The 21,559-nt window shown below is 37.9% G+C and carries 18 protein-coding genes and 1 pseudogene; 15 read left to right on the top strand and 4 right to left on the bottom strand.

The genetic code is table 11. The features are described 5' to 3' along the window. The first annotated feature begins 11 nt into the window (after window positions 1–11). Genes IW492_RS07995 through IW492_RS07985 form a run of 3 tightly spaced genes read left to right on the top strand, consistent with a single transcriptional unit; the run spans window position 12 to window position 3,305 of the window. Window positions 12–1,097 (top strand): M24 family metallopeptidase, encoded by a 1,086-nt coding sequence (locus IW492_RS07995; protein WP_202067085.1) that lies wholly within the window; start codon window positions 12–14, stop codon window positions 1,095–1,097. Beyond that, the gene (locus IW492_RS07990) at window positions 1,088–2,143 is read left to right on the top strand and encodes a M42 family metallopeptidase (protein ID WP_202067084.1); all 1,056 of its coding nucleotides are present in this window, start codon (window positions 1,088–1,090) and stop codon (window positions 2,141–2,143) included. The genes IW492_RS07995 and IW492_RS07990 overlap by 10 nt, the downstream gene beginning before the upstream one ends. Further along, the gene (locus IW492_RS07985) at window positions 2,130–3,305 is read left to right on the top strand and encodes a MalY/PatB family protein (protein WP_202067083.1); all 1,176 of its coding nucleotides are present in this window, start codon (window positions 2,130–2,132) and stop codon (window positions 3,303–3,305) included. Before IW492_RS07990 ends, IW492_RS07985 begins: the two co-directional genes overlap by 14 nt. Before the next feature lie 259 nt (window positions 3,306–3,564). Here IW492_RS07985 and IW492_RS07980 read toward each other — a convergent pair whose 3' ends face one another. Continuing rightward, the gene (locus IW492_RS07980; protein WP_202067082.1) at window positions 3,565–4,341 is read right to left on the bottom strand and encodes a glycyl-radical enzyme activating protein; all 777 of its coding nucleotides are present in this window, start codon (window positions 4,339–4,341) and stop codon (window positions 3,565–3,567) included. 141 nt (window positions 4,342–4,482) lie between these two features. Between IW492_RS07980 and IW492_RS07975 the strand changes: the two genes are divergently transcribed. Both IW492_RS07975 and IW492_RS07970 read left to right on the top strand, forming a co-directional pair. After that, on the top strand, window positions 4,483–5,226 hold the full coding sequence (locus IW492_RS07975; protein WP_202067081.1) for a DeoR/GlpR family DNA-binding transcription regulator: 744 nt from the start codon (window positions 4,483–4,485) through the stop codon (window positions 5,224–5,226). Window positions 5,227–5,437: 211 nt separating this feature from the next. Then, window positions 5,438–7,810, top strand: coding sequence for a glycyl radical protein (locus IW492_RS07970; protein WP_202067112.1), 2,373 nt, complete (start codon window positions 5,438–5,440; stop codon window positions 7,808–7,810). Between the two features lie 136 nt (window positions 7,811–7,946). Here IW492_RS07970 and IW492_RS07965 read toward each other — a convergent pair whose 3' ends face one another. Then, complete coding sequence (locus IW492_RS07965) at window positions 7,947–8,837, bottom strand: ATP-grasp domain-containing protein (RefSeq protein ID WP_202067080.1); 891 nt, start codon at window positions 8,835–8,837, stop codon at window positions 7,947–7,949. Between the two features lie 738 nt (window positions 8,838–9,575). On the opposite strand from IW492_RS07965, the gene IW492_RS07960 reads away from it, so the two are divergent. After that, the gene (locus IW492_RS07960) at window positions 9,576–9,851 is read left to right on the top strand and encodes a hypothetical protein (RefSeq protein ID WP_202067079.1); all 276 of its coding nucleotides are present in this window, start codon (window positions 9,576–9,578) and stop codon (window positions 9,849–9,851) included. Window positions 9,852–9,881: 30 nt separating this feature from the next. Continuing rightward, the gene (locus IW492_RS07955) at window positions 9,882–10,526 is read left to right on the top strand and encodes an HAD family hydrolase (protein WP_202067078.1); all 645 of its coding nucleotides are present in this window, start codon (window positions 9,882–9,884) and stop codon (window positions 10,524–10,526) included. A 323-nt stretch (window positions 10,527–10,849) separates the two neighbouring features. Here IW492_RS07955 and IW492_RS07950 read toward each other — a convergent pair whose 3' ends face one another. Together IW492_RS07950 and IW492_RS07945 are read right to left on the bottom strand one after the other, a co-directional pair. Next, window positions 10,850–11,611, bottom strand: a complete 762-nt coding sequence (locus IW492_RS07950; RefSeq protein ID WP_202067077.1) for a DeoR/GlpR family DNA-binding transcription regulator — start codon at window positions 11,609–11,611, stop codon at window positions 10,850–10,852. Between the two features lie 124 nt (window positions 11,612–11,735). Next, window positions 11,736–13,121 (bottom strand): M24 family metallopeptidase, encoded by a 1,386-nt coding sequence (locus tag IW492_RS07945; RefSeq protein WP_202067076.1) that lies wholly within the window; start codon window positions 13,119–13,121, stop codon window positions 11,736–11,738. Window positions 13,122–13,575: 454 nt separating this feature from the next. On the opposite strand from IW492_RS07945, the gene IW492_RS07940 reads away from it, so the two are divergent. The 8 genes and pseudogenes from IW492_RS07940 to IW492_RS07905 all read left to right on the top strand — a co-directional run bounded on the left by IW492_RS07940 (window position 13,576) and on the right by IW492_RS07905 (window position 21,513). After that, window positions 13,576–14,208: an NAD(P)H-binding protein gene (locus tag IW492_RS07940; protein ID WP_202067075.1), complete on the top strand. Its 633-nt coding sequence runs from the start codon at window positions 13,576–13,578 to the stop codon at window positions 14,206–14,208. Window positions 14,209–14,360: 152 nt separating this feature from the next. After that, window positions 14,361–14,729, top strand: a pseudogene (locus IW492_RS07935) (cupin domain-containing protein). 795 nt (window positions 14,730–15,524) lie between these two features. Continuing rightward, entirely contained in the window at window positions 15,525–16,640 is a 1,116-nt protein-coding gene (locus tag IW492_RS07930; RefSeq protein ID WP_202067074.1) for a tyrosine-type recombinase/integrase, read from the top strand. Between the two features lie 257 nt (window positions 16,641–16,897). After that, on the top strand, window positions 16,898–17,851 hold the full coding sequence (locus tag IW492_RS07925; RefSeq protein WP_202067073.1) for a hypothetical protein: 954 nt from the start codon (window positions 16,898–16,900) through the stop codon (window positions 17,849–17,851). After that, window positions 17,781–18,938, top strand: a complete 1,158-nt coding sequence (locus IW492_RS07920) for a hypothetical protein (RefSeq protein ID WP_202067072.1) — start codon at window positions 17,781–17,783, stop codon at window positions 18,936–18,938. Before IW492_RS07925 ends, IW492_RS07920 begins: the two co-directional genes overlap by 71 nt. 60 nt (window positions 18,939–18,998) lie before the next feature. Continuing rightward, window positions 18,999–19,697: a winged helix-turn-helix domain-containing protein gene (locus IW492_RS07915; protein WP_202067071.1), complete on the top strand. Its 699-nt coding sequence runs from the start codon at window positions 18,999–19,001 to the stop codon at window positions 19,695–19,697. A 225-nt stretch (window positions 19,698–19,922) separates the two neighbouring features. Further along, on the top strand, window positions 19,923–20,228 hold the full coding sequence (locus IW492_RS07910) for a hypothetical protein (RefSeq protein ID WP_202067070.1): 306 nt from the start codon (window positions 19,923–19,925) through the stop codon (window positions 20,226–20,228). Then, window positions 20,221–21,513: a glucosaminidase domain-containing protein gene (locus IW492_RS07905; RefSeq protein WP_236671841.1), complete on the top strand. Its 1,293-nt coding sequence runs from the start codon at window positions 20,221–20,223 to the stop codon at window positions 21,511–21,513. The genes IW492_RS07910 and IW492_RS07905 overlap by 8 nt, the downstream gene beginning before the upstream one ends. Window positions 21,514–21,559 lie beyond the last annotated feature (46 nt).

The raw sequence follows: 21,559 nt of genomic DNA, 5'->3' as shown, positions 1-21,559 counted from the left end.
AGGTGCAGCCGATGAATGAACGGCTAAAACAAGTGAAAAAAATAATGCATGAAAACTATTCGATCGATTTTTTGATAGTAAGTGATAAAATCAATTACCGGTACCTGTCTGGTTTTACTGGTTCAAATGGACTTTTAGTTGTGGGGGATGAGCGGGAATATCTGTTAGTTGATGGACGCTATACAGAACAGGCAGAACAGCAGACAGAAAATATCTGTATTCTTACAACAACACCGCAAAAAAATCAGTGGCAGTATCTGGCTGAAATTGTTGGAGATGGCAGTGTCGGCTTTGAACGGTCATCCATTTCTTATCTAATGTATCTTGAACTTGAAGCAGTCATTTCTGAGCAGAAGGGAAAACTGATTGAGACCATCCATCTGATTGAACAGCTCCGGATGATTAAAGAGCCGACAGAAATCAGGTATTTAAAAGAGGCTGCGATGTTGGCAGATCAAACGTTTGAGTATATCAAAACAATTATTAAACCAGGTATGTCTGAGTTGGATGTTGCCAATGAAATTGATTACTACAGTAAGCGAATCGGCAGTGAAGGACCTGCATTTGAGACCATTGTGGCATCAGGGAACCGGACAGCCCTGCCTCATGCACATGCATCCCGAAAAGTTATTCAGCCGGATGAGTTGATTATGATTGATTTTGGTTGTATGTATCATGGCTATCATTCTGATATGACACGGACTTTTGCATTGGGAAAAGCAGCTGATAAAATCAAGGAGACATATCAACAGGTTTTGAACGCTCAAAAACAGGCGATTCAGGCGATTGAGACTGGGAAAACGCTGAAGGAAATTGATCAAACTGCTCGAATGTATTTAGAAGAATCAGGAATTGCCGAGTATTTTTCACATGGACTGGGACATGGTATTGGTCTGTCCTGTCATGAATATCCTGTGGTTAATCAGGACAGCGCTGTCAATATTCGTGAAGGAATGGTATTTACTGTTGAACCAGGTATTTATTTTCCAGGAGACTACGGTATTCGGATCGAAGATGATATTTTTATCACAGCTGACGGCAGAGTAAAAAGCTTTACACAAACAAGCAAAGAATGGATGGAACTCGAATGGAACTAAAAGATCATTTGCTTTATTTATCAAATTTGGATGGAATTGCGGGAAGAGAAGATGCAGTGGGTGATTATCTGGCAACGATTATCAAACAATCTTCATTTAAGGATACGTTTAAAAATTATTATTTTGGCGATTTGACAACGAAGAAAAAAAGGGTGGCTGTTTATGCACATCTGGATGAGGTTGGCTTTTTCGTTAGAGAGATTGATTCGGCTGGCTTTATTCGTTTTCAGCCAATCGGCGGCTGGTGGGGACATGTCATTTTAGGTCAGAGAGTCCGCATTACTTCGAGAAAAAACGGACAGACTTTTATTGGAATTGTCGGAACGCTGTCTGAAGGTTCTGTGATGGATGACAGGGTTGTTGAGGTTGATAAGATGTATATTGATCTTGGTGCCGGCAGTCGGCAGGAGGCAGCAGATCTGGGAATTCAGATTGGTGATATGATCACACCGGATACAGCTGCTCAGGAAACGGCAACAGGTAACTTCATTACAGGAAAAGCATTGGATAACCGTGTAGGCTGTAGTGTAATGGCTGGTGTTATGGATTATTTTTCCAAGAATGAACTGGCTCAGATCGAAGTTCTGGGTGTTGCGACGGCTCAGGAAGAGGCAGGTACACGGGGATCAAAAGTGGCTGCACCGAAGGTTCGGGGAGATATTAATCTGATCATCGATGTAGCAAACGGGAAGGATACACCGAAGGCTGCTTCAACCAAAACCCGTATTTTAGGAGCAGGTCCCGGTATCTGTCTGTATGATAAAACGGCACTTGCCGATATAACTTTGGCAGATGCGTTGAAGGAAACAGCTGAGTCGAATCAGATTCCTTATCAATTTGATCAGTTTACCGGCGGTGGAACAGATGCCGGCTCCATTCAACTTTATGAAGGAAAACCAACAATTGTTATAAGTGTTCCAGTCCGCTACTGTCATTCATGGAATTCCATGGTTCATTTGTCAGATTGTGAAAATGCCGTTACGCTGATTTGTCGATATATTGAAAATTTTGAAAAGAAATTGGGTGAGTTGAATGACAAATTTTGATCGAGTAATCTCCAGATACGGAACCTATTCTACACAGTGGGACTATATTCAGGATCGTTTCGGGGAGAAAAATTTACTGCCTTTTTCTATTTCAGATATGGATTTCGAGCTTCCCTCTGGAACGAAGCAAGTGTTGAATGCAGCTGTAGAAAAAGGGATTTTTGGCTATACCCGCTGGAATCATAAAGAGTTTAAAGGAGCTATAAGCGGTTGGTTCCGCCGACAGTTTCACACACAGCTGAAAGATGACTGGATTGTCTACAGTCCCAGCGTAATCTACAGCTTATCTACAGCATTGCAGCTGCTTTCAAAGAGAGCGGGAAAGATTGTCACGCTGACACCTTGTTATGATGCCTTTTTTAATACTATCAAAGAGAATCATCAGCAGTTAATCTCAGTTAGTCTGATAAAAAATGAACGGTTTGATATTGATTTTTCAACACTTGAAGAAGCATTTAAAACAGAACAGCCGGAGCTTTTTCTTTTATGTAATCCTCATAACCCAACTGGCAGAGCATTTACGGAAGAAGAGCTTTTAACTATCATTGATCTGTGTAATCGTTATCAGGTTGGTCTGATCAGTGATGAGATTCATATGGATATTCGACGGTCGGGCATTGATCATCTTCCAGTACTAAAATTTATTAAGCAGATTAAAGTACCGGTTATGTTGGTGTCTTCAGCTTCAAAATCATTTAATACACCCGGATTAGGCTGTTCGTATTGTGTGATTCCTGATGAAAAATTGAGGGATCAGTTTTTGACTGTGTTAAAAGGTCGTGATGGTTTATCATCTGTTCCTTATCTCGGGCTGTTGGCATTGCAGGACTGCTATACACATCAGGAGCTGTGGCTGCAAGAGCTGAATCATTATATTGATGGAAATTTTCAGGTGATGCATGAACAATTGAAGAATCATCCATTCATCTCATCGTATATACCTGAAGCTAGTTATCTGGCTTGGCTTGATTTGACAACTTTACCGGTTAACATGGCTCAACTGCAAAAGGTGCTTATTCAACAGGAAAAAGTAGCGATTATGCGAGGAGAAACCTATGGAGCAGAAGGAAGTATGTATCTGCGTCTGAATCTTGGCGCCCCCCGAGAGAAGATACTGGAAGGAACAGAACGGCTGTTGAGGGGAATTCAGGCTGTTTTGTAGTAAAAAAATGAAAGACAAGACTATGTCGCATGCTCTAAAAAACGAATAGACGGTGTTCCCGTCTTTGTATGATTCGAGCATTCGTAAGAAGCGTAGGAGCACGTGCATGAACTTAACTGCGACGAGTAATCGCAGGAGCACATGAACAATCTTAACTGCGACGAGTAATCGCAGGAGCAAGTTCTTACATGTCCCTCAGACATGCGACGAGTAACCGCAGGAGCAGATGATACTTGATATCTCGAGGTAAAACACTTTTTTATCTGACCAGACATTGAATATTGGCAGCTTCCATCACTGCTTTATAGGTGTACAAATCCTCTGTATGCAGCTGAGGAATATCATGCATTGCATAATCCCGATTCAAGTATTGATACTTTTTTTCACCAAACTGGTGGAAGGGCAGCAGTTCAATCTGATTAACGCCCATTTCATTGAATAGCTTTGAAAATTCTTCTGCATCAGCCAGACTATCATTATAAAAGGGAATAACCGGAATTCTAACTACGAGTCCGGCATGCGTGCGAACTGCTGTCTGCAAATTCTTTAAAATCAGTTCATTCGGTACACCGATGCCGCTTTTATGCTTGGCTGAATCATAATGCTTTACATCAAAATATAATAAATCAACATGCTGGATAAATGCTTCAAAAACATCAGTTTTTGCATAACCGGTTGTCTCACAGGCGGTGTGAATATTTTTCTTTTTAAGCTCTTTTAGTAATTCAGTTGCAAAGACTGCCTGATACAAAACTTCTCCGCCTGACAACGTAACACCACCACCCGATTCTTCATAAAAGGGTTCGTCTTTCATGACCTCATTGACAATTTCAGCGATTGTCTTATATTCTCCTATAATTGTTGTCTCTTTTTTTTGGCTATTCCACATTTGTTCAGGTTCACCGCACTGTGATTCTGGATTTGAACACCAGTAGCATTTCAGCGGACAGCCTTTAAAGAAAACAACAGTTCGAATACCGGGGCCATCATGAATACTGAATTTTTGAATATTGAATATGCATGCTGTTTCACTCATTACTTTTCCCTCCTGTTTTTCAGTTCGATTTTAACATATGTAATTTCATTCGTAAATATTTTTAGTTTCGAAAATAAAATTTGTTGGATTGAGATAACCGAATGGCTGTGATAAACTAATGAAAACAGGAGGACTTATCTTATGTCGAGAGAAGAAGATATTATTTCAATAGTAAGCAGTCAAAAGAAAATAGAAGTGAATCAACTAGCTGAGCAGTTAAATGTTTCAAAGGTAACGATTCGAAAAGATCTGGACAAGCTGGAAGCACGAGGGATACTTCACCGTCAGCACGGTTTTGCTCTGCTGAATAATGAAGCAGATATCAATTATCGCTTAGCTAAGAACTATGATTTAAAGCTGAAAATTGCCAAAAAAGCTGCAAAGAGTGTCTCTGATGGAGAGATCGTTATGATTGAATCAGGATCAACCTGTACATTATTGGCAGAGGAATTGGCATTTAACAGAAATAATATCACAATTATTACTAATTCAAGCTTTATTGCTTCTTATATCCGCAAAGCGGAAAGTGTAAAAATTATTCTTTTAGGCGGAGAATATCAAAAGGAATCACAGGTTAATGTTGGACCGCTGATAAAGAAAGTTGTGGAAAATTTTCACGTGGATAAGTTGTTTGTCGGCGTTGACGGCTGTGACGAAAAGCGGGGATTCACTGGGAGCGATATCACTCGTTGTGATGCAGCAAGAATGATGGCGGAACATGCTGACAAGACCATTGTGCTGACGGATTCAAGCAAATTTATGCAAAAAGGTGTAGTTGCTGAGTTTGGCTTTGATGAGGTTTCTCTAGTTTATACAGATCAGGCAATTACTAAAGAGAAGAAGCAGTTATTAGAAAAAAGACAGATTGAGGTAGTGGCTGTATAAAAAGCATCATTTGATGCTTTTTTATTTTTGCACATATGTGCAACTTTATCTTAATTCTAAACAGGAATTGAATTTTCAATTGAATAATGATATGTTTGTTTCAAAAGAAACTAATTTTCATTTCAAAAGAAAATAGATCGGAGGGATTCAAGTGAATACGGTAATAGAAAAAGAGAGACTGCGATCCTACTTTGGGGAGCTGACTCCCAGAATGGCAGCATACCGCGAAAGTGTCTTGTCTACAAAGCCTTATGTCTGTGCAGAGCGCGCCCTTTTAACTACTGAGGCATATAAAGAATACCAGGATCAGCCGGTGGTTTTAAAACGGGCATATATGTTGAAAAATATCCTTGAGCACATGACATTATACATTGAAGATGAAAGTCTGCTGGCAGGAAATCAGGCTGCTGCGAATCGGTCGGCACCGATTTTTCCGGAATATGCGATGGACTGGGTAATTGCAGAATTGGACGAATTTGAACAACGTGATGGGGATGTTTTTTATATTACTGAAGAAACAAAAGAAGAGCTTCGTTCCATTTCTGATTACTGGAAGCACAATACAACAAAAGAAAAAGGTCTGGCAGCGATTCCTCCAGCCAGTCGTGTATTTTATGATTTGGGTATTATCAAGGCAGAAGGAAATATCACTTCCGGAGATGCACATATTGCAGTAAGTTATGAAACAGTTATTAAGAGCGGATTGAAGGGTTATCGGGAACGTGTGGAAAAATTAATGAAGGAATTGGATCTAACAGTTTTGGAAAATCAGAAGAAACTGTATTTCTATGAATCAGTTCTAATTACGCTGGATGCTGTTCAAAATTTTGCGTTGCGGTATGCAAAACTGGCAGAGGAAAAGGCGAGGTTGTCATCACCTGAACGAGCGGTTGAATTAAAGGAGATGGCGCGTGTTTTGAAAAAGGTTCCTTATGAGCCGGCAGAAACATTTTATGAAGCGATTCAGTCTGTTTGGATGATTCAGCTGGTTTTACAAATTGAATCAAATGGTCACTCACTCTCTTATGGTCGAATGGATCAGTATTTGAATCCACTGCTGGAAAAAGATTTAGCTGAGGGAAAAATGACCGAAGAAACTGCTGTGGAGCTGCTGACTAACCTCTGGATTAAAACGATTACGATTAATAAAATCCGCAGCTGGTCGCATACGCAATTCAGTGCCGGAAGTCCTTTGTATCAAAACGTAACGATTGGCGGACAGACAACAGAGAAAAAAGATGCAGTAAACAAATTATCCTATCTGATATTGCGCAGTGTGGCTCAGACCAAGCTGCCGCAGCCTAATTTAACTGTTCGCTATCATAAAGGACTGGATGATAGGTTTATGCGGGAATGTGTGGAAGTGATTAGAATTGGTATCGGGATGCCGGCATTTAACAATGATGAGATTATTATTCCGTCCTTTATTGAAAAGGGAATAAAAGAGGAGGATGCTTATAATTATAGTGCAATTGGCTGTGTGGAAACAGCAGTTCCGGGAAAATGGGGCTATCGCTGTACGGGTATGAGCTTTATTAACTTCCCCAAAACATTGCTGATTGCGATGAATAATGGTGTTGATCCGAAATCAGGAACTAAACTGGTTGAAGGATTGGGTCATTTCGAAGAGATGACCTCTTACGAAGAGTTGGAAAAAGCTTGGGATCATGTGATTCGCGATTTCACCAAACATAGTGTCATTATTGAAAACAGCTGTGATATGGTTTTGGAAGAGGATGTCCCAGATGTTTTATGCTCAGCGCTGACAGAAGACTGTATTGGACGGGGAAAAACGTTGAAAGAAGGCGGTGCCGTTTACGACTTTATTTCAGGACTGCAGGTAGGGATTGCTAATTTGGCTGATTCACTGGCAGCAATTAAAAAGCTGGTTTTTGAAGAACAGAAGATAACTCAGAAAGAGCTTTGGGAGGCATTAATGACGGACTTTGCCGAAGAAAAAGGACAGGTAATTCAAAAACTATTATTGGAAGAAGCACCGAAATATGGTAATGATGATGATTACGTGGATCAGCTGGTTGTTGATGCGTATGACAGCTATATTGATGAGGTGAAAAAATATCCGAATACCCGTTTTGGCAGAGGACCAATCGGTGGTACAAGATATGCAGGAACTTCATCAATTTCAGCCAATGTTGGACAGGGAAGGGGAACGATGGCAACGCCTGATGGACGAAACGCTTCAACTCCTTTGGCGGAAGGCTGCTCTCCTTCTCACTCCATGGATAAAAATGGACCAACTGCAGTACTGAAAACTGTTTCGAAGCTGCCAACTAAAGAAATTACCGGGGGTGTATTGCTGAATCAGAAAGTAACCCCGCAGGTTTTGGAAAAAGAAGAGGATCGGATGAAACTGGTTATGCTGCTGAGAACTTTCTTCAATCGATTGCACGGTTATCATATTCAGTACAACGTTGTTTCAAAAGACACACTGCGGGATGCGCAGGCACGTCCTGAAAAATACCGGGATTTAATCGTTCGGGTAGCAGGCTACTCAGCATTTTTCAATGTTCTGTCCAAAGCAACACAGGATGATATTATTGAGCGGACGGAGCATATATTGTAGGTATTAGAACGTAAATAAAATTTGCCTGTAAATGATAGAAAGACAGCTGAATAAAGTACTTTGCATTTTTAAGAAGATGTGACAAACACCCATGAGGGCGATCGCCCTCATGGGTGTTTGTCTCGACCTCTTTTTCTTAGTCTTTATAAAATTTATGTCTCTTTGATAATTCTGCATAAAAAAATTCTTCATCATGTTCCTGAAGCCCTGAGACCTGTCCGTCGCCTATCTCTATAATGATCAATTTGCCAGTTGTTTTTCTAGCATAGTCGACTGTGAAGAAAGGAGAGTGTATTTTCTTTCCCTGTTGTTTGATAAACCGCTCTTCCTCTTCCGAAAGCTGTACAGAATCATTATGCCAATAATCTATTAATGCAATCGGTTCATTTAGCCAATAAAAGACTCGATACTCTTCAAAAATTGGTGTATAACTTTTAGGATGTTCTCCAATTTTCATCAATTCAACAAATTCCCTCAAAACAATACCGCCCATTAAATTTTTTTCCTGACGTTCAATAAATGTATTGATTACTTTCAAGGCCTGTGTTGTATCGGACACATCAGGGACAAAAAAAGCATCGTGCCATTCATGCTTTCTGCTTTTAACAAAATCCTTTACGGTGACTGCACCGCTGAAGTGGGAAAGTAGATTAATCAAGGCTGTTTCTGATAAACTCTCTGTCCAATTCGTCTGCAGCATATGAGGCATACCAGCCCAGCTTGGAAGCAAGTGAGTATTTTTGTACTCTGAAAGAGCGGTCAACATCGAAGCTCCCTGTTGCTCAACGGCTTGTTGAAGCTGGTCATACTGACAAGGTGTCAGCATCCATCCTCGATAGACGATTATCTCGTTTTCAGTCAGGAGACGACTCAATTTTACTTTGTTTGATTCCATCAATGGCTCCAGCTGCAGCAAGGCAACATTAAAATATTGTTTTGCTGCATCATATTCTTTTTTATAGTCCTCATCCGGTAAGCTTGTATCGAGTGGATCTGCGGGAAACAGGAAGAGATAGTGAGAAATCATCTAGTTTCCTCCTTTTTGTATGCTTCATTAATTATATCAGGAATAGCGGAAACATTGATAGAATGACTGAAAATTAGTGTTCTAAAATTCGACCGGTTGAATGAGTGAAAAGAATTAGAGGATGGATTCCAGCTTAAAATAAGTGAGCGACTGACAAAAATCACCAAGTAGTTTTGCTTACAGAGATAATTGATTTAGACTCAGCATTAATTGATGTTAAAGTTTTTTCGGATGGTTAAACAAAAAGTGTAGAATGATATATAATGGAAAGTAGCTATGAGAGAAGAATCGATTAATTTATTTTTCGATCAATCGGATGGAAGAGCTATTTTCTGGTAAAAATGGTTTCGTTAAGGAGAAATAGTATTTTTCTGCAACTTCTTTCCAAATACAATTCTAGAACATTACACAATAACCAAGCAAATGAACGGTCATTAAATTATCAAGGAACAAAAAATAACGATTGAACCGAAAAATCAGTTTATAAGTTTAGTTTATGAGGAAATATGGTATGAGAATGGTGTTTTCAAAACAGGAGCTGCTTGTAATTGTAGAAATGTTAAATGCAGAACCAATTGATTCCCGTTCTTATTTTGGATGGCAATACTAGCTTGTGGTAAGTCTGAAGCTCCAGAAGAGTGGCTGTTGGATTTGGTCTTTACTAACAAAAATTAAGCTGCTGTTCAGGTGTTTAGAAAATACATATATGACCTGCTCTTTGGGGAATTATCTGGAGGAATGGACTATTATACTGCTTCAATGTATATCCGCTATCGATTAGGATTTATCAGTTGGAAAAATTTTCTAATAATGTGCGGGCATGAAGCAGACAGACGTTGCAAAGAAAAATCTGACTGCAGCTGCTTCTTGGTATTTCTAACTGAAGCTGAAGGGAAGCAAAAGCTGTTTCGTGAGGTCAGACAAAGAAATCAGGCAGAGGTATCAAAAGGAGATTCAACAAGCGACACAGTTGAAAGTTTTTTTGACACGTTTTCCAACGAGGAAATTTGTTAGCTGATTAGATGACAGGAAGGGAAAAGATAAATGATAAAAAATATTGTATTTGATGTAGGAAATGTACTGGTGCACTATGCTCCGGCAAAATTTATTAAGAGATTCACAGATGTTCCAGAATATCAGGAGCTGCTGCTTCATGAGATTTTTCTGTCTGTAGAATGGATTAAGTATGATCGGGGAACGATCTCCAAAGAAGAATTAGGCAGAACGATTTGCAGCAGGGTAAAGGAAAGTCTTCATGATACTGTGTTGGAAATTATTGACTGCTGGCACGAAGAAATCAAACCGAATGAAGCGATGAAACCTCTTGTAAAACAACTGAAAGATCAAGGATACAAGTTATATATTCTTTCTAATGCTCCTCATGCCTTTCATGAATTTAAACATAGAATTCCGGCGTTGGATCTTTTTGATAGTGCTTTTGTATCAGCTGAATGGAAGCTTTTGAAACCCCAAATCGAAATATTCCAGGCTTTTTGCAGTCATTTTCAACTGGTTCCGAGCGAATGCCTTTTCATTGATGATCTGGCGATAAATGTTGAGGGAGCAATCAATGCCGGAATGGACGGCTGTATTTTTAAAGGAAATATTCAGGAGCTGGTTTTGAAACTGGAAAATGCAGGAGTGAAATTGGATAAAAAGCAGCTGATCTTGAATATAAGTGATGACTGACGATATTTTTCTTAACTGTTACTTTGTAAATGATTTATCTATTATTAACGAGGTCGGGACAAAAACGATCAGCTCCGAGAATTAAGAAGGAATATCCGAAAATTGTCAAGGAACACTATTCATAGAATGAATAGCTGTGAATTGATACCTTCCTGGAGCTCCTCATATTTTCAGGATAGTTCGGCTTAATTCCGAAGGAGTTGTTCCTGCGGTTACTCGTCGCAAAAAGAATTTTTGCTTTTGTACCGCCGTTTATTCGGGTGTAGATATGAAGAGAGTTTGGAACTTTATTTCTGTCCCAAACTCGTTTTCATTTTTCTGACTTAAACAGAGATCAGGTTGGGATTCAACTGCTTCAGTTTTTTAAACAACTCAGAGCACTCATTCAAATCTGTGATAACCCAATCGAACTCACGGATGTTGCCAATCTTGCAAAAAAATATCTTTTCAAATTTAGTATGGTCTGCAACCAGCACATTTATTTTTGACTGAGCCATAATTGCCTGTTTCGTAAAGGTGTCTTCTTCACTTAGGAGAGTAACATTTCCTTGAGCATCAATTCCTTCAGTACCTATAAAGCAAATGTCAAAGTGATAGCTCCTAATATAACTGGCTGTTTCGATTCCTAAAAAGCCTTTTGAGAGTTCTCTGTATTTGCCTGGAATACTGTGGAGCATGATTCCTTCAATTTTTGAGAGAGCATTCAGAACCAAAAGAGAGTTAGAAAAAAAGTTACAGTATTTAAATGAAAATAATTCCTGAGCAACAAACAGAGTAGTGGTTCCTGTTTCAATAAAGACAGCATCTCCGTTTTTTACCAGATTTTTACAGTATTTAGCTATCATTTTTTTTTCTTCCACAGAGACATCTTCTTTGATGGACATAGGGTATTCCAGTAAATTTGCATCTTTATAAACAGCGCCGCCATGGAACAGTTCAACAATCTGCTGATTTGCCAGTTCTTTTAAATCCCGACCGATTGTCATGGAAGATACTGATAATTCATCAGCCAATTCTTTGGTAGTCACTTGTCCGGTCATTCGGATTCTTTCCACGATTAAATCCTGTCGCTGTTTTTGGTTCATTCTCTCTCCCTCTTTTCTTCAAATTATTATTTTAAACCCTCTGTAGAAATGACTGTTCTAAGACTAGTGATGGTTGGGTTTGTTTCTGAGCTCTTAAATTCAATTTTCTCTGAAATCTAGCAGCCTATTTTTTTACTGAAAAAGCCAGATTTTGATTTAGCAGGAAAGGTCTGTAATAAGCCACGATGTCATTCAACGGCAAAATGTCTTCTGAAAGCTGTATATTTAATTCGTTAATAATGTAGTCTCTGCGTTTGGAAAAACGTTCCCACATTTCAGGATATTCCTTTTGGATTTCAGCACGCAGCTCGTTATCTGCCAGTACAATACCATCTTCGCAGCTGACTCCGCCGTACCCCTTTACTTTAGGGATGATGTCAATTTGAAACAGCTGCCCGCTTTTAAGAATACTGGTTGAGCCCTCACAAAAAGGAGAAGCCATCCATTCTTCATCTGCTGTAAAATGACCGGGATTTAATTCCCAGTGATAGTTTTCTTTTGGCAGTATGGTCTGAATTGTGTCAAATAATTCTTTTCCAGTCATCCCGATTCGAATTGTCTCCAGCCAGGTAACAAATGCCTGATAATACGGCTGAGCAATTTTTTCTTCATAATCCTGTACAGCTGCCGGCAGATCTTTTGGAGACTGAGCAACATAGGCGGCTCGACTGGATAGTCCGCCCTTATAGCCAGTTGTTAATGAAAAGGTATCCCCTAGCTGAACCTGCTTATTTCTTGGATAAAGTACAGCGTTTGTGAACCGATCACCTGTTGCACAAATCGTTGTAACACTGTGAGGCTGTCCGGAAGCAGCCAGTGTTTCTGCCAGATCAAGCTCAGTTTTACCGAGCTTGATCCGATTTAGAGTAGTCAAAATACATTGACCAGCCAAGGCAGCACCGTATTCGTAATGTGCTATTTCATTTGCGTTGTTCACGGTTCTTAGACCATCAGAAGGACCAATCAGTAAATCTGCATAATTCATTAACTGAGCCGGACTGGCAACGAGCTTTTCCAGTCCTGAAACAATGAAATGCGGCAGATCAAATAGTGATCGATTATCCTGATAAGCTGTAGTGAAATTTTTCCAGCCGATAAGCCCCAGCCGACTGTCTTCATGAATGCCGGCCTGTACCAAATAACTGGTGAAAGGGGCGTCATCTTCCATCGGCTGATTAGGTAAAGAAAAGTAAGGAACATGAATAACTTCAGCAGCTATGCGGGAATAGCTGCCCATTTTTGTATTTTCATTTCCTAAAAGTAAAAAAGCACTGCCGTTTGAATGAACAACCAGACAGGCTTCTTCAAAACGGGGAATAAATCCAGTCAAATATTCGAAATTTGAACCATGCTCACGGTCCGCATAGATAAAAATAGTATCCAATTGATGTTCCTTCATTTTCGTCAATAGATTATTTTTTCTTTCTTCCATAGTCGTCTGACTCAAATCGACTGGAAATAACTTTTGGGATATAGTAGGTTGCGCGATTTCTGAGGTAACAATTTTCATTTTTCTTCTCCTCTATAAGTAATGATTTTCTACAAGTTTAATATAGCATGGTAAATATAACGAAACAACATATAACTTTATTTTTGTTATAATTTGTTAATTTCAAAGTGGATGTCAAATATAAAATCAATCTAAAGATAAATACATCGGAAATGCCTATTAATTATTGTCATTAAAGAATGACCGGATAGTAAATTATCTAAACAAATTGGATTTTTTGGACTGCTGTATAGTGTGGTTTTTTTTCCTTTATTTCCTGAATCAAGAAATTTACTTTTTTTCAGTGAGACAAAATTTCCAGAGTATGCCTTCCAGGAAAATATACTGAAAAAGTTGTTCTTAATCTCTTGACCTAAAGTTCACTTCAGGGGGTATTCTTGAAAGTATTGAAGGAATCTATTCAGTGTAAGTTAAATATTTGAAGATTTTATAGATACATGGAAGGGAGAGGTTTATGAGAATATTAATTTTGGGGGCTGCTGGAGAGATTAGTCGTCGGTTCACTAAAAGGATTTTGAATGAGCGGCAGGACGAACTGATTCTTTATGCGAGAAATGGCACTCGTCGGTTAAAACGATTAAAACCAAAAAGAGAAAAAATTATTGATGGTGATTTTACTGATTGGAATATACTGGTGGAGGCAATGGAAGGAGTGGATATGGAAGGAGTGGATATTGTTTATTTAAATAGTCTGGACTCTCCGGCAGCGACACAGCAGATTTTAAATGCTATGAAAATTTGTGAAGTAGATCGATTAATCTGCTCTTCTATTTTGGGAATTTATGATGAATTAATTGCCAGATATGGACATTCCTATGCTCGGATAGCAGGAAATACTCTGGTAGATCGCCAAAAACTTTCTGCTGAAATTATTGAACAATCCGGAATCAATTATACAATTCTACGGATGACATGGCTTTACAATCAGATAAATAATGAAAGATATGTTTTGACACAAAAATCGGAGCCTGTCAGGGGCAGGCAAGTTGCCAGAGAGGCAGTTGCCCGGTTATTGATGGATATTTTGGCTGATCCCGAGTGTTATGCTCAACAAAGTTTGGGAGTAGCCGAGCTGAATACAGACTGAACTGCGCAGTTTTATATTGATGATACCTTTCGTGCATGTGATGTCCGTCAACAGGTATTGGACGAATGGAAGTAAGGTGAACTGACAAGGGCTGGAATATGGACTGCATAAGATGATTTTAGTTTGAGAAGAGATAAGATGGAGGAGTATAGATGATAAAGAATGAAGAAATAAAGAACGGTATTATTTTTCCGGTTGGAGAAAAAAATGGGGTATTTTCCCAGTATTTTATTGGTCAAAGTTAATTTCAAATATTGATTGCTGATTCGGCTGTCAATGTTGGTGCGTAAAATGTGACTTTTGAGCCGGGCTGCCGGAATTACTGGCATATTCATTGAGATGGCTATCAGCTTTTACTGGTAGCGAGCGGAGGAGGCTAGTATCAGGAAGAAGGTTAGAAAGCCAGAGTGTTGAAGGTCGGAGATACAGTTATCACTCATGAGGGTGTGAAGTATTGGTATGGAGCGGCAAAGGATAGCCGGTTTGAGCATATTACGATAGCTGTCGGCATACCGGAATAGCTGGAGCTTATTTCAGATGATGAGTATGGTCCAATAATTAATTAGAGAAAAAAATTATTTAAAAAAGAGAAAGACTTCTTTGATAGGAATTTGTAAAAAGTCTCAATCTTGAAGATGATATATAAAGACTGAAGTCTTGTTATCTTCTTTTACAAGTATATTGGTAGAGAAATAATAATTAAAAGACCCGGAGGAACCTTCATAAATGAAGATTCACCGGGCTTTTTGTATGAAAATGAATTAAATTACTTACTTAAAGGTATTATGTACTTTATAAAGAGAAAAAAACAGCTATTTATCTGACTTTAATCAAAGTTATTCATTCTGTAAGACTTGTTTTTCGTGTTCAATAATTTTTGATGTATCATATAAAATAAAAATTGAAGTGTTATTTTCAAAATGTTATGATTTTTAAATGAGTATTTAATTGTAAAAAATATGTTTTTTTTTGAGAGAGAAAGAAAAAATGGTTGTGTGATTTCTACCTTATTAAATCAAGGGTAGTAATGAAACATATTTCTTAATTCAGCTAAAATTAGGAAATGTAAATGTTATTAAAATAAATATTTACAACAGAAAATTTTACAATCTGTTCATTACTTGTCGATATTATCTTAGCAATGTACTTAGTTTTTGTCAAGATAATCATAAAAATTTCACTTTTATTTTTTTATGATTTGTAAATTCAGAAAAAAATAAGAATTTTTAGAAAAAGAAGGAGGGGAAATACAAAATGAGCCGTCAAAAAAATTGTCAAGTGTTACTAGTGATGAGTGGAGAAAAGGGGAGATTCAATTGGCGAAAAAAGGTGAGAATATCTATAAACGAAAAGATGGCCGATGGGAAGGCAGATACGTAAAGGCAAGAACCAGCAACGGGAAAATCATCTATGGTTCTGTTTATGGGAAAAAATACACTGAGGTGAAAGAAAAATTATTCAAGGTAAAAGCACAACATCTTGAAAATAGTGCAGTGATTAATCCTTACTATGACCTATTTTCTGACTGGCTTCAATATTGGGTGACTACTCAGGTGAAAAATCAGGTAAAGCCTACTACGTATTCTAACTATTTCCGCTTGATTAAGAAGCATATATTACCGCTTCTAGGAAACTATCCACTCACAAAACTTCAAACAAAAGATTTACAAAATTTTATTTTTATTCTACAAAAAGATTTATCTGCAGGATCAATAAAAAATATATTCAGCATTGTAAAAAAATGCTTGAATGATGCAAAACGTCAGTCATATATTGTGGAAAACCCCTGTGATTTTGTAGAGCTTCCAAAAGCAAAAAGAACAGAGGTCCATGCTTTGTCTATAGAGCAACAGAGAAAATTGGAATTTGTTGCATTTCAGGAGAAAGGATGTTCACCAGTCATACTGTCTCTTTATTCCGGCATGCGAATTGGGGAGATTAGCGGCTTAAAATGGTCTGACATTGATATAGAAAATGAGCTTATCTACGTTAGGCGAACTGTATCCAGAGTGCTGGATGAGTCTTCTTTGCATTCAAAGACAAAATTGATAGAAGGGACACCTAAATCCAGCCGTTCAATCCGTCAGATTCCACTGGCAAATAATCTAAAAAAATATTTGTTGGAAAAACATAAGAGGGCTGCTACAGAATATGTCATAGAAGGTGCAACTGGTTTAGTGGAACCAAGAACAATAACGAATCATTTTAAAAGAAATTTAAAGGATGCCGGATTGAAAGATGTCAAGTTCCATGTATTGAGAAATACGTTTGCTACAAGGTGCATAGAAAAAGGAATAGATGTAGCCAGTTTAAGCAAAATCCTTGGACATCAATCAATAAAAATGACATTGGACACATATACAGACTCACTGATGGAAACAAGGCGACTGGCTATGTCAACAATCGATACCATGTTTTACGGGTCAGTATAACACGTCAGAAAAATGGTCATATTTTTTTTAATCCCGCATTACTATTGGAATTAGAAAGAATTTTCTCAATTTTAGCTGAATTAAGAAAGTTGTCAATTATTTACTTTGTAAAAAATAGTGGGATAAGAAAGAAAAAAATAGTTGAGCTGTAACAAATTGATGCTGTAGGAAATAATGTTTTAACTGAGGTGCAAAGAATTAAGGTTGTTTGTAAATGTTGTAAAAAAAAAGATAGAAGATTGGAGCGGTGACACTAAATGTTTGGACTAGGTAAGCGTAAAGAGGAACAAGATTATAATGATGTCTATGTTTATGAAGATGAGTATGAGGACGAGTACGAGGATGAGTATGAAGAATACGATGACGAAGAATATGATGAAGAGAGCTATGATAGACAGTCGCAATATTCTACAAAGAGACAACGGGAAAAAGAAGTTCAGAGCGTTGCTGAGTCTGGCATTTCCAAACAGGAAGAAGAAGAGTTGCGCTTTGAGATTGATCATTTAGAGGAAACGGTGGAACGATTGACAGGTCAGTTGGAAGTGAAACAGGAAGAACTTTATAATGTGACCAATTTACTGACTGAAAAAGAAAGTCTCTCTGATGCAGCTGTAAGTGAACTGAGAAAACAAGTAGATGAAGAAATTTCTCAGGTTCGCAGCGAGTCAGAGGCAGTGTTAAGAGAGTATAAGAATCGCATAGAGATGCTGGAAGATGAGCTGTCTGAACGTAAAAGACAGGTTCGCACACAAGATAGGCAGGTAGATTCTGTCAAACAGTCTTATGAAAGAAAAATAGCCGAGCAGGAGCAGCGAATTCATGAGCTGCAAGGGAAAACACATCAGCAGGAATCACTCAAAAATGATTTGGCAAATATTATTATTGAAACAAAAGAACAACAAAAAGAAACAATTACACGTGCGCAATGGGAAGCGGAGCAAATTCGTGAAAATGCACAAAGTGAAGCACAACGAGTGTTAACAGAAGCTGCAATGGAGTTACGTCTGATTAAACAGGCGGCAGAGAAACATCGGGAACAGCTGATTGAAATGAAAAATGAATCCGGTAAGCTGTTTGACCAGCTGATTATCAGAACGGAGAAACTAAGTCAGCAGGAAATACGGGGAGGGGACTTTACCATTGAAGGTAAGAGAGCTGCAAGTGAACATTTACCCGACATTAGCCCCGTCAACAGAAGAGCTACTCTATAAAAGAGAAGAGCTGGACGAATTATGTTATGTTTGTGAAAAAATCCATTTGAACAGGGAAATATTGGGGAAGTATGAATGTGATCAAGTCAAACAGCGTTTTCATTCTATGTTAAAAATAATGACCTTTGTTCATCATATGGAGTTTTCAATAATATCAGGAAAACTGAACTGGGAGCAGCTGATGCAAGACCTAGCTGTTTTACTCCCTCAGTTTGCCTGGATTAGGTGTAAAATGACAAAGAAAAAAAATAATCGATTTATTTATTATGTTGATTTTATTCCAGTTGTGTATCGTGAAACTAGCTGTACTTACGATATTCATCTGCAGGACAGTATCCAACAACAACTGTTTTATAGTCCAAAAGAATCAGTTAGTAATTTATGTTCAGATATTGAACAAAGTATTTTATCTAAATCTTTAATACACCCATCGCAAGAAACAGAAATTAGCAAGAATGAACTTTATTCAGAGCCGCAGGAAGAAGCTACCTGTTTTATCAGAGAAGCGACCAGCTTGAAAAATCAGCTGTTGATATATCAGGAAGAGCTTAAACGAAGTAATTATACGAAAGAACGGATGCGAATTGCAAATGAGAAGCTGGAGATTCTGATTGAAGAAATGGAGCGGGCTGCAATATATAGCGGCATCCGTCAGTTAAACTCTTCAAAAGAAACTGATGAGGATAAAGAATATTTACATATTGCTTTTCGGGAATACTCTTATTTAATGCAAAAAGCCAAATATTTAGAAAAAATTTGGAAGCAGAATAGAGAGCTAACTATGCAATCAGAAAAAACAGTTGGAAAAACTCCAAACTACAAGTATAAAAATCAGGTGGAGGAGATCAAATCGACAATTTTGGATAGTGATGTATTTTTAACGATGAATAAGTGCAGAGAGATTGAAGAAAATACCGTAATTAATCTCTATCCATGGTTTCGTAAGCCTTTTGTTAAACTAATGAAAGCAGACTACATTAGTTTGAAGAATAAGGCTGCCTATTTTGATTTATTACAGGGAGAAAATTACTTTTTAAGAAAATTAATCTACGATTGTCAACCTATTAACAGCTATCAGGTGAAATGATTTGTTCTTATATTCGATGGTAGCATTAGGTGTTTGAGTACATATACAGGGGGAATTAAAATGTGCACAGTTGGAATAATAAATGTTTCTGGAGAATTAGATGAATCCTATATCGGAGCCTTGGCAGAAGCGCAGCATGAGATTGTTTTTATGGATTCAGAAGATTTACTGTTCACGGCAAAGGAGACTGATGCAGTAGTTATATATGCTGAAGAAGAACAATTTGTTGGAATGGTCTGTAATTTAATTTTACAGATTAAAGATAAAAAGCATTCGTTTATATGGGTTGTTTCAAAAAAAATATCTGATGTTAATCGGCTGGTTTATCTTCAGCTCGGTGCAAATGGAACAATTCAGAAACCATGTACACCGACAGAATTCCAACTAGTTTTGGCAAATACTGTGAATCATTGCAAAGTCAAGAGTGAGGATGAAAAGTCTCTAAAAAATGCTAAACAAATAGTAGAATTGCGTAATCACAGTCAAAGTATGATGATTGATGACCGAATTGAAATTGGTTTGACCAGATTGGAATATCGTTTAGTGGATGCTTTGCATAGTGAACACGGAAAAGTGTTTGGCTATGAGGAACTAAATAAAATTCTTTGGAAAGAAAATGGAGTAGAAGATTACAAAATGCGCATTGCAAATTTAATTTTTTATTTAAGAAAAAAAGTCGAAGATCATACCGGCTGTTCAGAATTTATTCGAACGATCCGTTTGAAAGGCTATATGTTAAATCCGGAATTCAGTATTTAATTGATTGAAGGTGTGCAGTTGTTGTTGCATACGAAAGTAGTTGAATGTTAAAAAATGGAAAACTATTTTTTAGTAAGGGTAATTGTTAAAATCAGATGTTTTTTCGGGTTAATTATTTGAAAATTCTGACAATAAACAATAGTTGATAGATGAAAGTTTTTTCTAACCTTCTGATTTAAATAAGCTGAAAGTGTTGCAGCCGTGAATGAGAGGAGGTCTGTTTACATGTACAGACGTAACATTCAGATAAAACAATACACGCTATTATTCTGGCTGCACTATGTTGCTTCGCTGGTATTACTGACTGTTTTTTCTATCGTATTTTATTTTTGCTATTTTACTGACTTTCAGGAAAAAGTGACATTGGCTCATTTAATTTTGATGGTTCTGCTGATTATGCTAACCACTTTTTTTCGAATAAATGCCTGTCACTATCAAAGATTTTTATGGAAGGAAGAAGAAGCAGCCCGTGTACGGATAAGTAAAGAAAAGTTGCAGCAATTGAGGGAGGATACACAATTTTATGAATAAAAAATTGAATTATTTCACTGCTCTGACGATTTGTGCAGGGTTGCTGTTTTTGGGTGTAAAAAATGTACCCGGCAGAATTTTGGCACAGGAGCAGAACCAGACATCTGAAAGTACAGAAGAGACAGAAAGAATGGAATCAACAGATTTGAATACTGCTGAATTATCAGTTTTAGATATAGAGGAAACAACAGACAGCAGGTTGGAAGCATTAGAATTTTCAACAGATACAACAGAATCAACAGATGTAACAGATACAACATATGAAAGCACAGCATCTTCAAGTATGGAAGAGCCGTCTAGAGAAAGCCAAGAAGAGATAGCTACTACAACCTCTTCGGTCACTGAAGATTCTTCTGTTACTGAAAGCTCTGCCAGTCAAACAACAGAGTCCAACAGAAAAGAAACCTCACAAACAGAGGCAGCGGAACAAATGGAGGAGGAAGCAGCTGAGTCTCTTCCAGGAAGTGCTGTAACAGAAGAGGTGGAGGCAAATTATGAGTTTTCAGTTGTAAAAAATCAGAGCACAGGCGAGTTTATTGATTCGATCAGCTCATTTGCACAGGAAATTGCATGGAACAATGACTTATACGCTTCGGTAATGATTAGTCAGGCAATTTTAGAAACAGGTTCTGGCGGAAGCAGTCTTTCTCAGGCACCTAATTATAATTTATTTGGTGTCAAAGGTGCGTATGACGGAAAAAGTGTCAGCTTCCTCACTCAGGAAGATGCAGGAGACGGGAGCTTGTTTACTATAACTGCCAGCTTTAGAAAATATCCTAGCTACAAAGAGTCATTGGAAGATTACGCGAAATTGTTGAAAAACGGTATTGACGGCAATAAGAATTTCTACAGTAAAACGTGGAAATCCAATACTGAAAGTTATCGAGATGTGACGGCTTTTTTAACCGGCAGATATGCAACAGATACACAATATGGAAACAAATTGAATGCATTGATTGAAGCCTATGATTTAACAACCTTTGATGGCAATGTTATAGAGAAAAAGAAAAGCAAGCCTTCTGAGAAGGCAAAGCAGATAACAGATACTGAGCTTGATTCAAGAGCAATTGAGATTGTAGAAAAAGTGAAAGCTGCCTATAAATTTGGCTTTAGCAACAGTCAAGAGACCGATCCTTCACAGACCACAACCTACATTTTTAAAAACTGGACGGAAGAAAAAATGTCTGTTTTCAAACAACCTGCCAGAGAAATTATGGGTAGTCAAGTCGTTTCATCTACAGTTGATGATACCTTTTCAGAGAGTTCAGAAGTCGATGAGGAATAGAATTGAAACGGTGCTGAATAGTTTGCGAAAAAACTGGAAAATCGAG

Source organism: Enterococcus sp. BWB1-3 (assembly GCF_016745275.1).
Lineage (GTDB): Bacteria > Bacillota > Bacilli > Lactobacillales > Enterococcaceae > Enterococcus_L.
This window is presented reverse-complemented; position numbering and strand designations above follow the sequence as displayed.

Coding starts and splice junctions, on each gene's coding strand:
- IW492_RS07995 (WP_202067085.1), top strand. CDS start 12: ATGAATGAACGGCTAAAACAAGTGAAAAAAATAATGCATGAAAACTAT.
- IW492_RS07955 (WP_202067078.1), top strand. CDS start 9,882: ATGATAAAAAATATTGTATTTGATGTAGGAAATGTACTGGTGCACTAT.
- IW492_RS07915 (WP_202067071.1), top strand. CDS start 18,999: ATGTGCACAGTTGGAATAATAAATGTTTCTGGAGAATTAGATGAATCC.
- IW492_RS07925 (WP_202067073.1), top strand. CDS start 16,898: ATGTTTGGACTAGGTAAGCGTAAAGAGGAACAAGATTATAATGATGTC.
- IW492_RS07950 (WP_202067077.1), bottom strand. CDS start 11,611: ATGAACCAAAAACAGCGACAGGATTTAATCGTGGAAAGAATCCGAATG.
- IW492_RS07960 (WP_202067079.1), top strand. CDS start 9,576: ATGGACTATTATACTGCTTCAATGTATATCCGCTATCGATTAGGATTT.
- IW492_RS07975 (WP_202067081.1), top strand. CDS start 4,483: ATGTCGAGAGAAGAAGATATTATTTCAATAGTAAGCAGTCAAAAGAAA.
- IW492_RS07905 (WP_236671841.1), top strand. CDS start 20,221: ATGAATAAAAAATTGAATTATTTCACTGCTCTGACGATTTGTGCAGGG.
- IW492_RS07940 (WP_202067075.1), top strand. CDS start 13,576: ATGAGAATATTAATTTTGGGGGCTGCTGGAGAGATTAGTCGTCGGTTC.
- IW492_RS07970 (WP_202067112.1), top strand. CDS start 5,438: ATGGCAGCATACCGCGAAAGTGTCTTGTCTACAAAGCCTTATGTCTGT.
- IW492_RS07990 (WP_202067084.1), top strand. CDS start 1,088: ATGGAACTAAAAGATCATTTGCTTTATTTATCAAATTTGGATGGAATT.
- IW492_RS07910 (WP_202067070.1), top strand. CDS start 19,923: ATGTACAGACGTAACATTCAGATAAAACAATACACGCTATTATTCTGG.
- IW492_RS07985 (WP_202067083.1), top strand. CDS start 2,130: ATGACAAATTTTGATCGAGTAATCTCCAGATACGGAACCTATTCTACA.
- IW492_RS07980 (WP_202067082.1), bottom strand. CDS start 4,341: ATGAGTGAAACAGCATGCATATTCAATATTCAAAAATTCAGTATTCAT.
- IW492_RS07945 (WP_202067076.1), bottom strand. CDS start 13,121: ATGAAAATTGTTACCTCAGAAATCGCGCAACCTACTATATCCCAAAAG.
- IW492_RS07965 (WP_202067080.1), bottom strand. CDS start 8,837: ATGATTTCTCACTATCTCTTCCTGTTTCCCGCAGATCCACTCGATACA.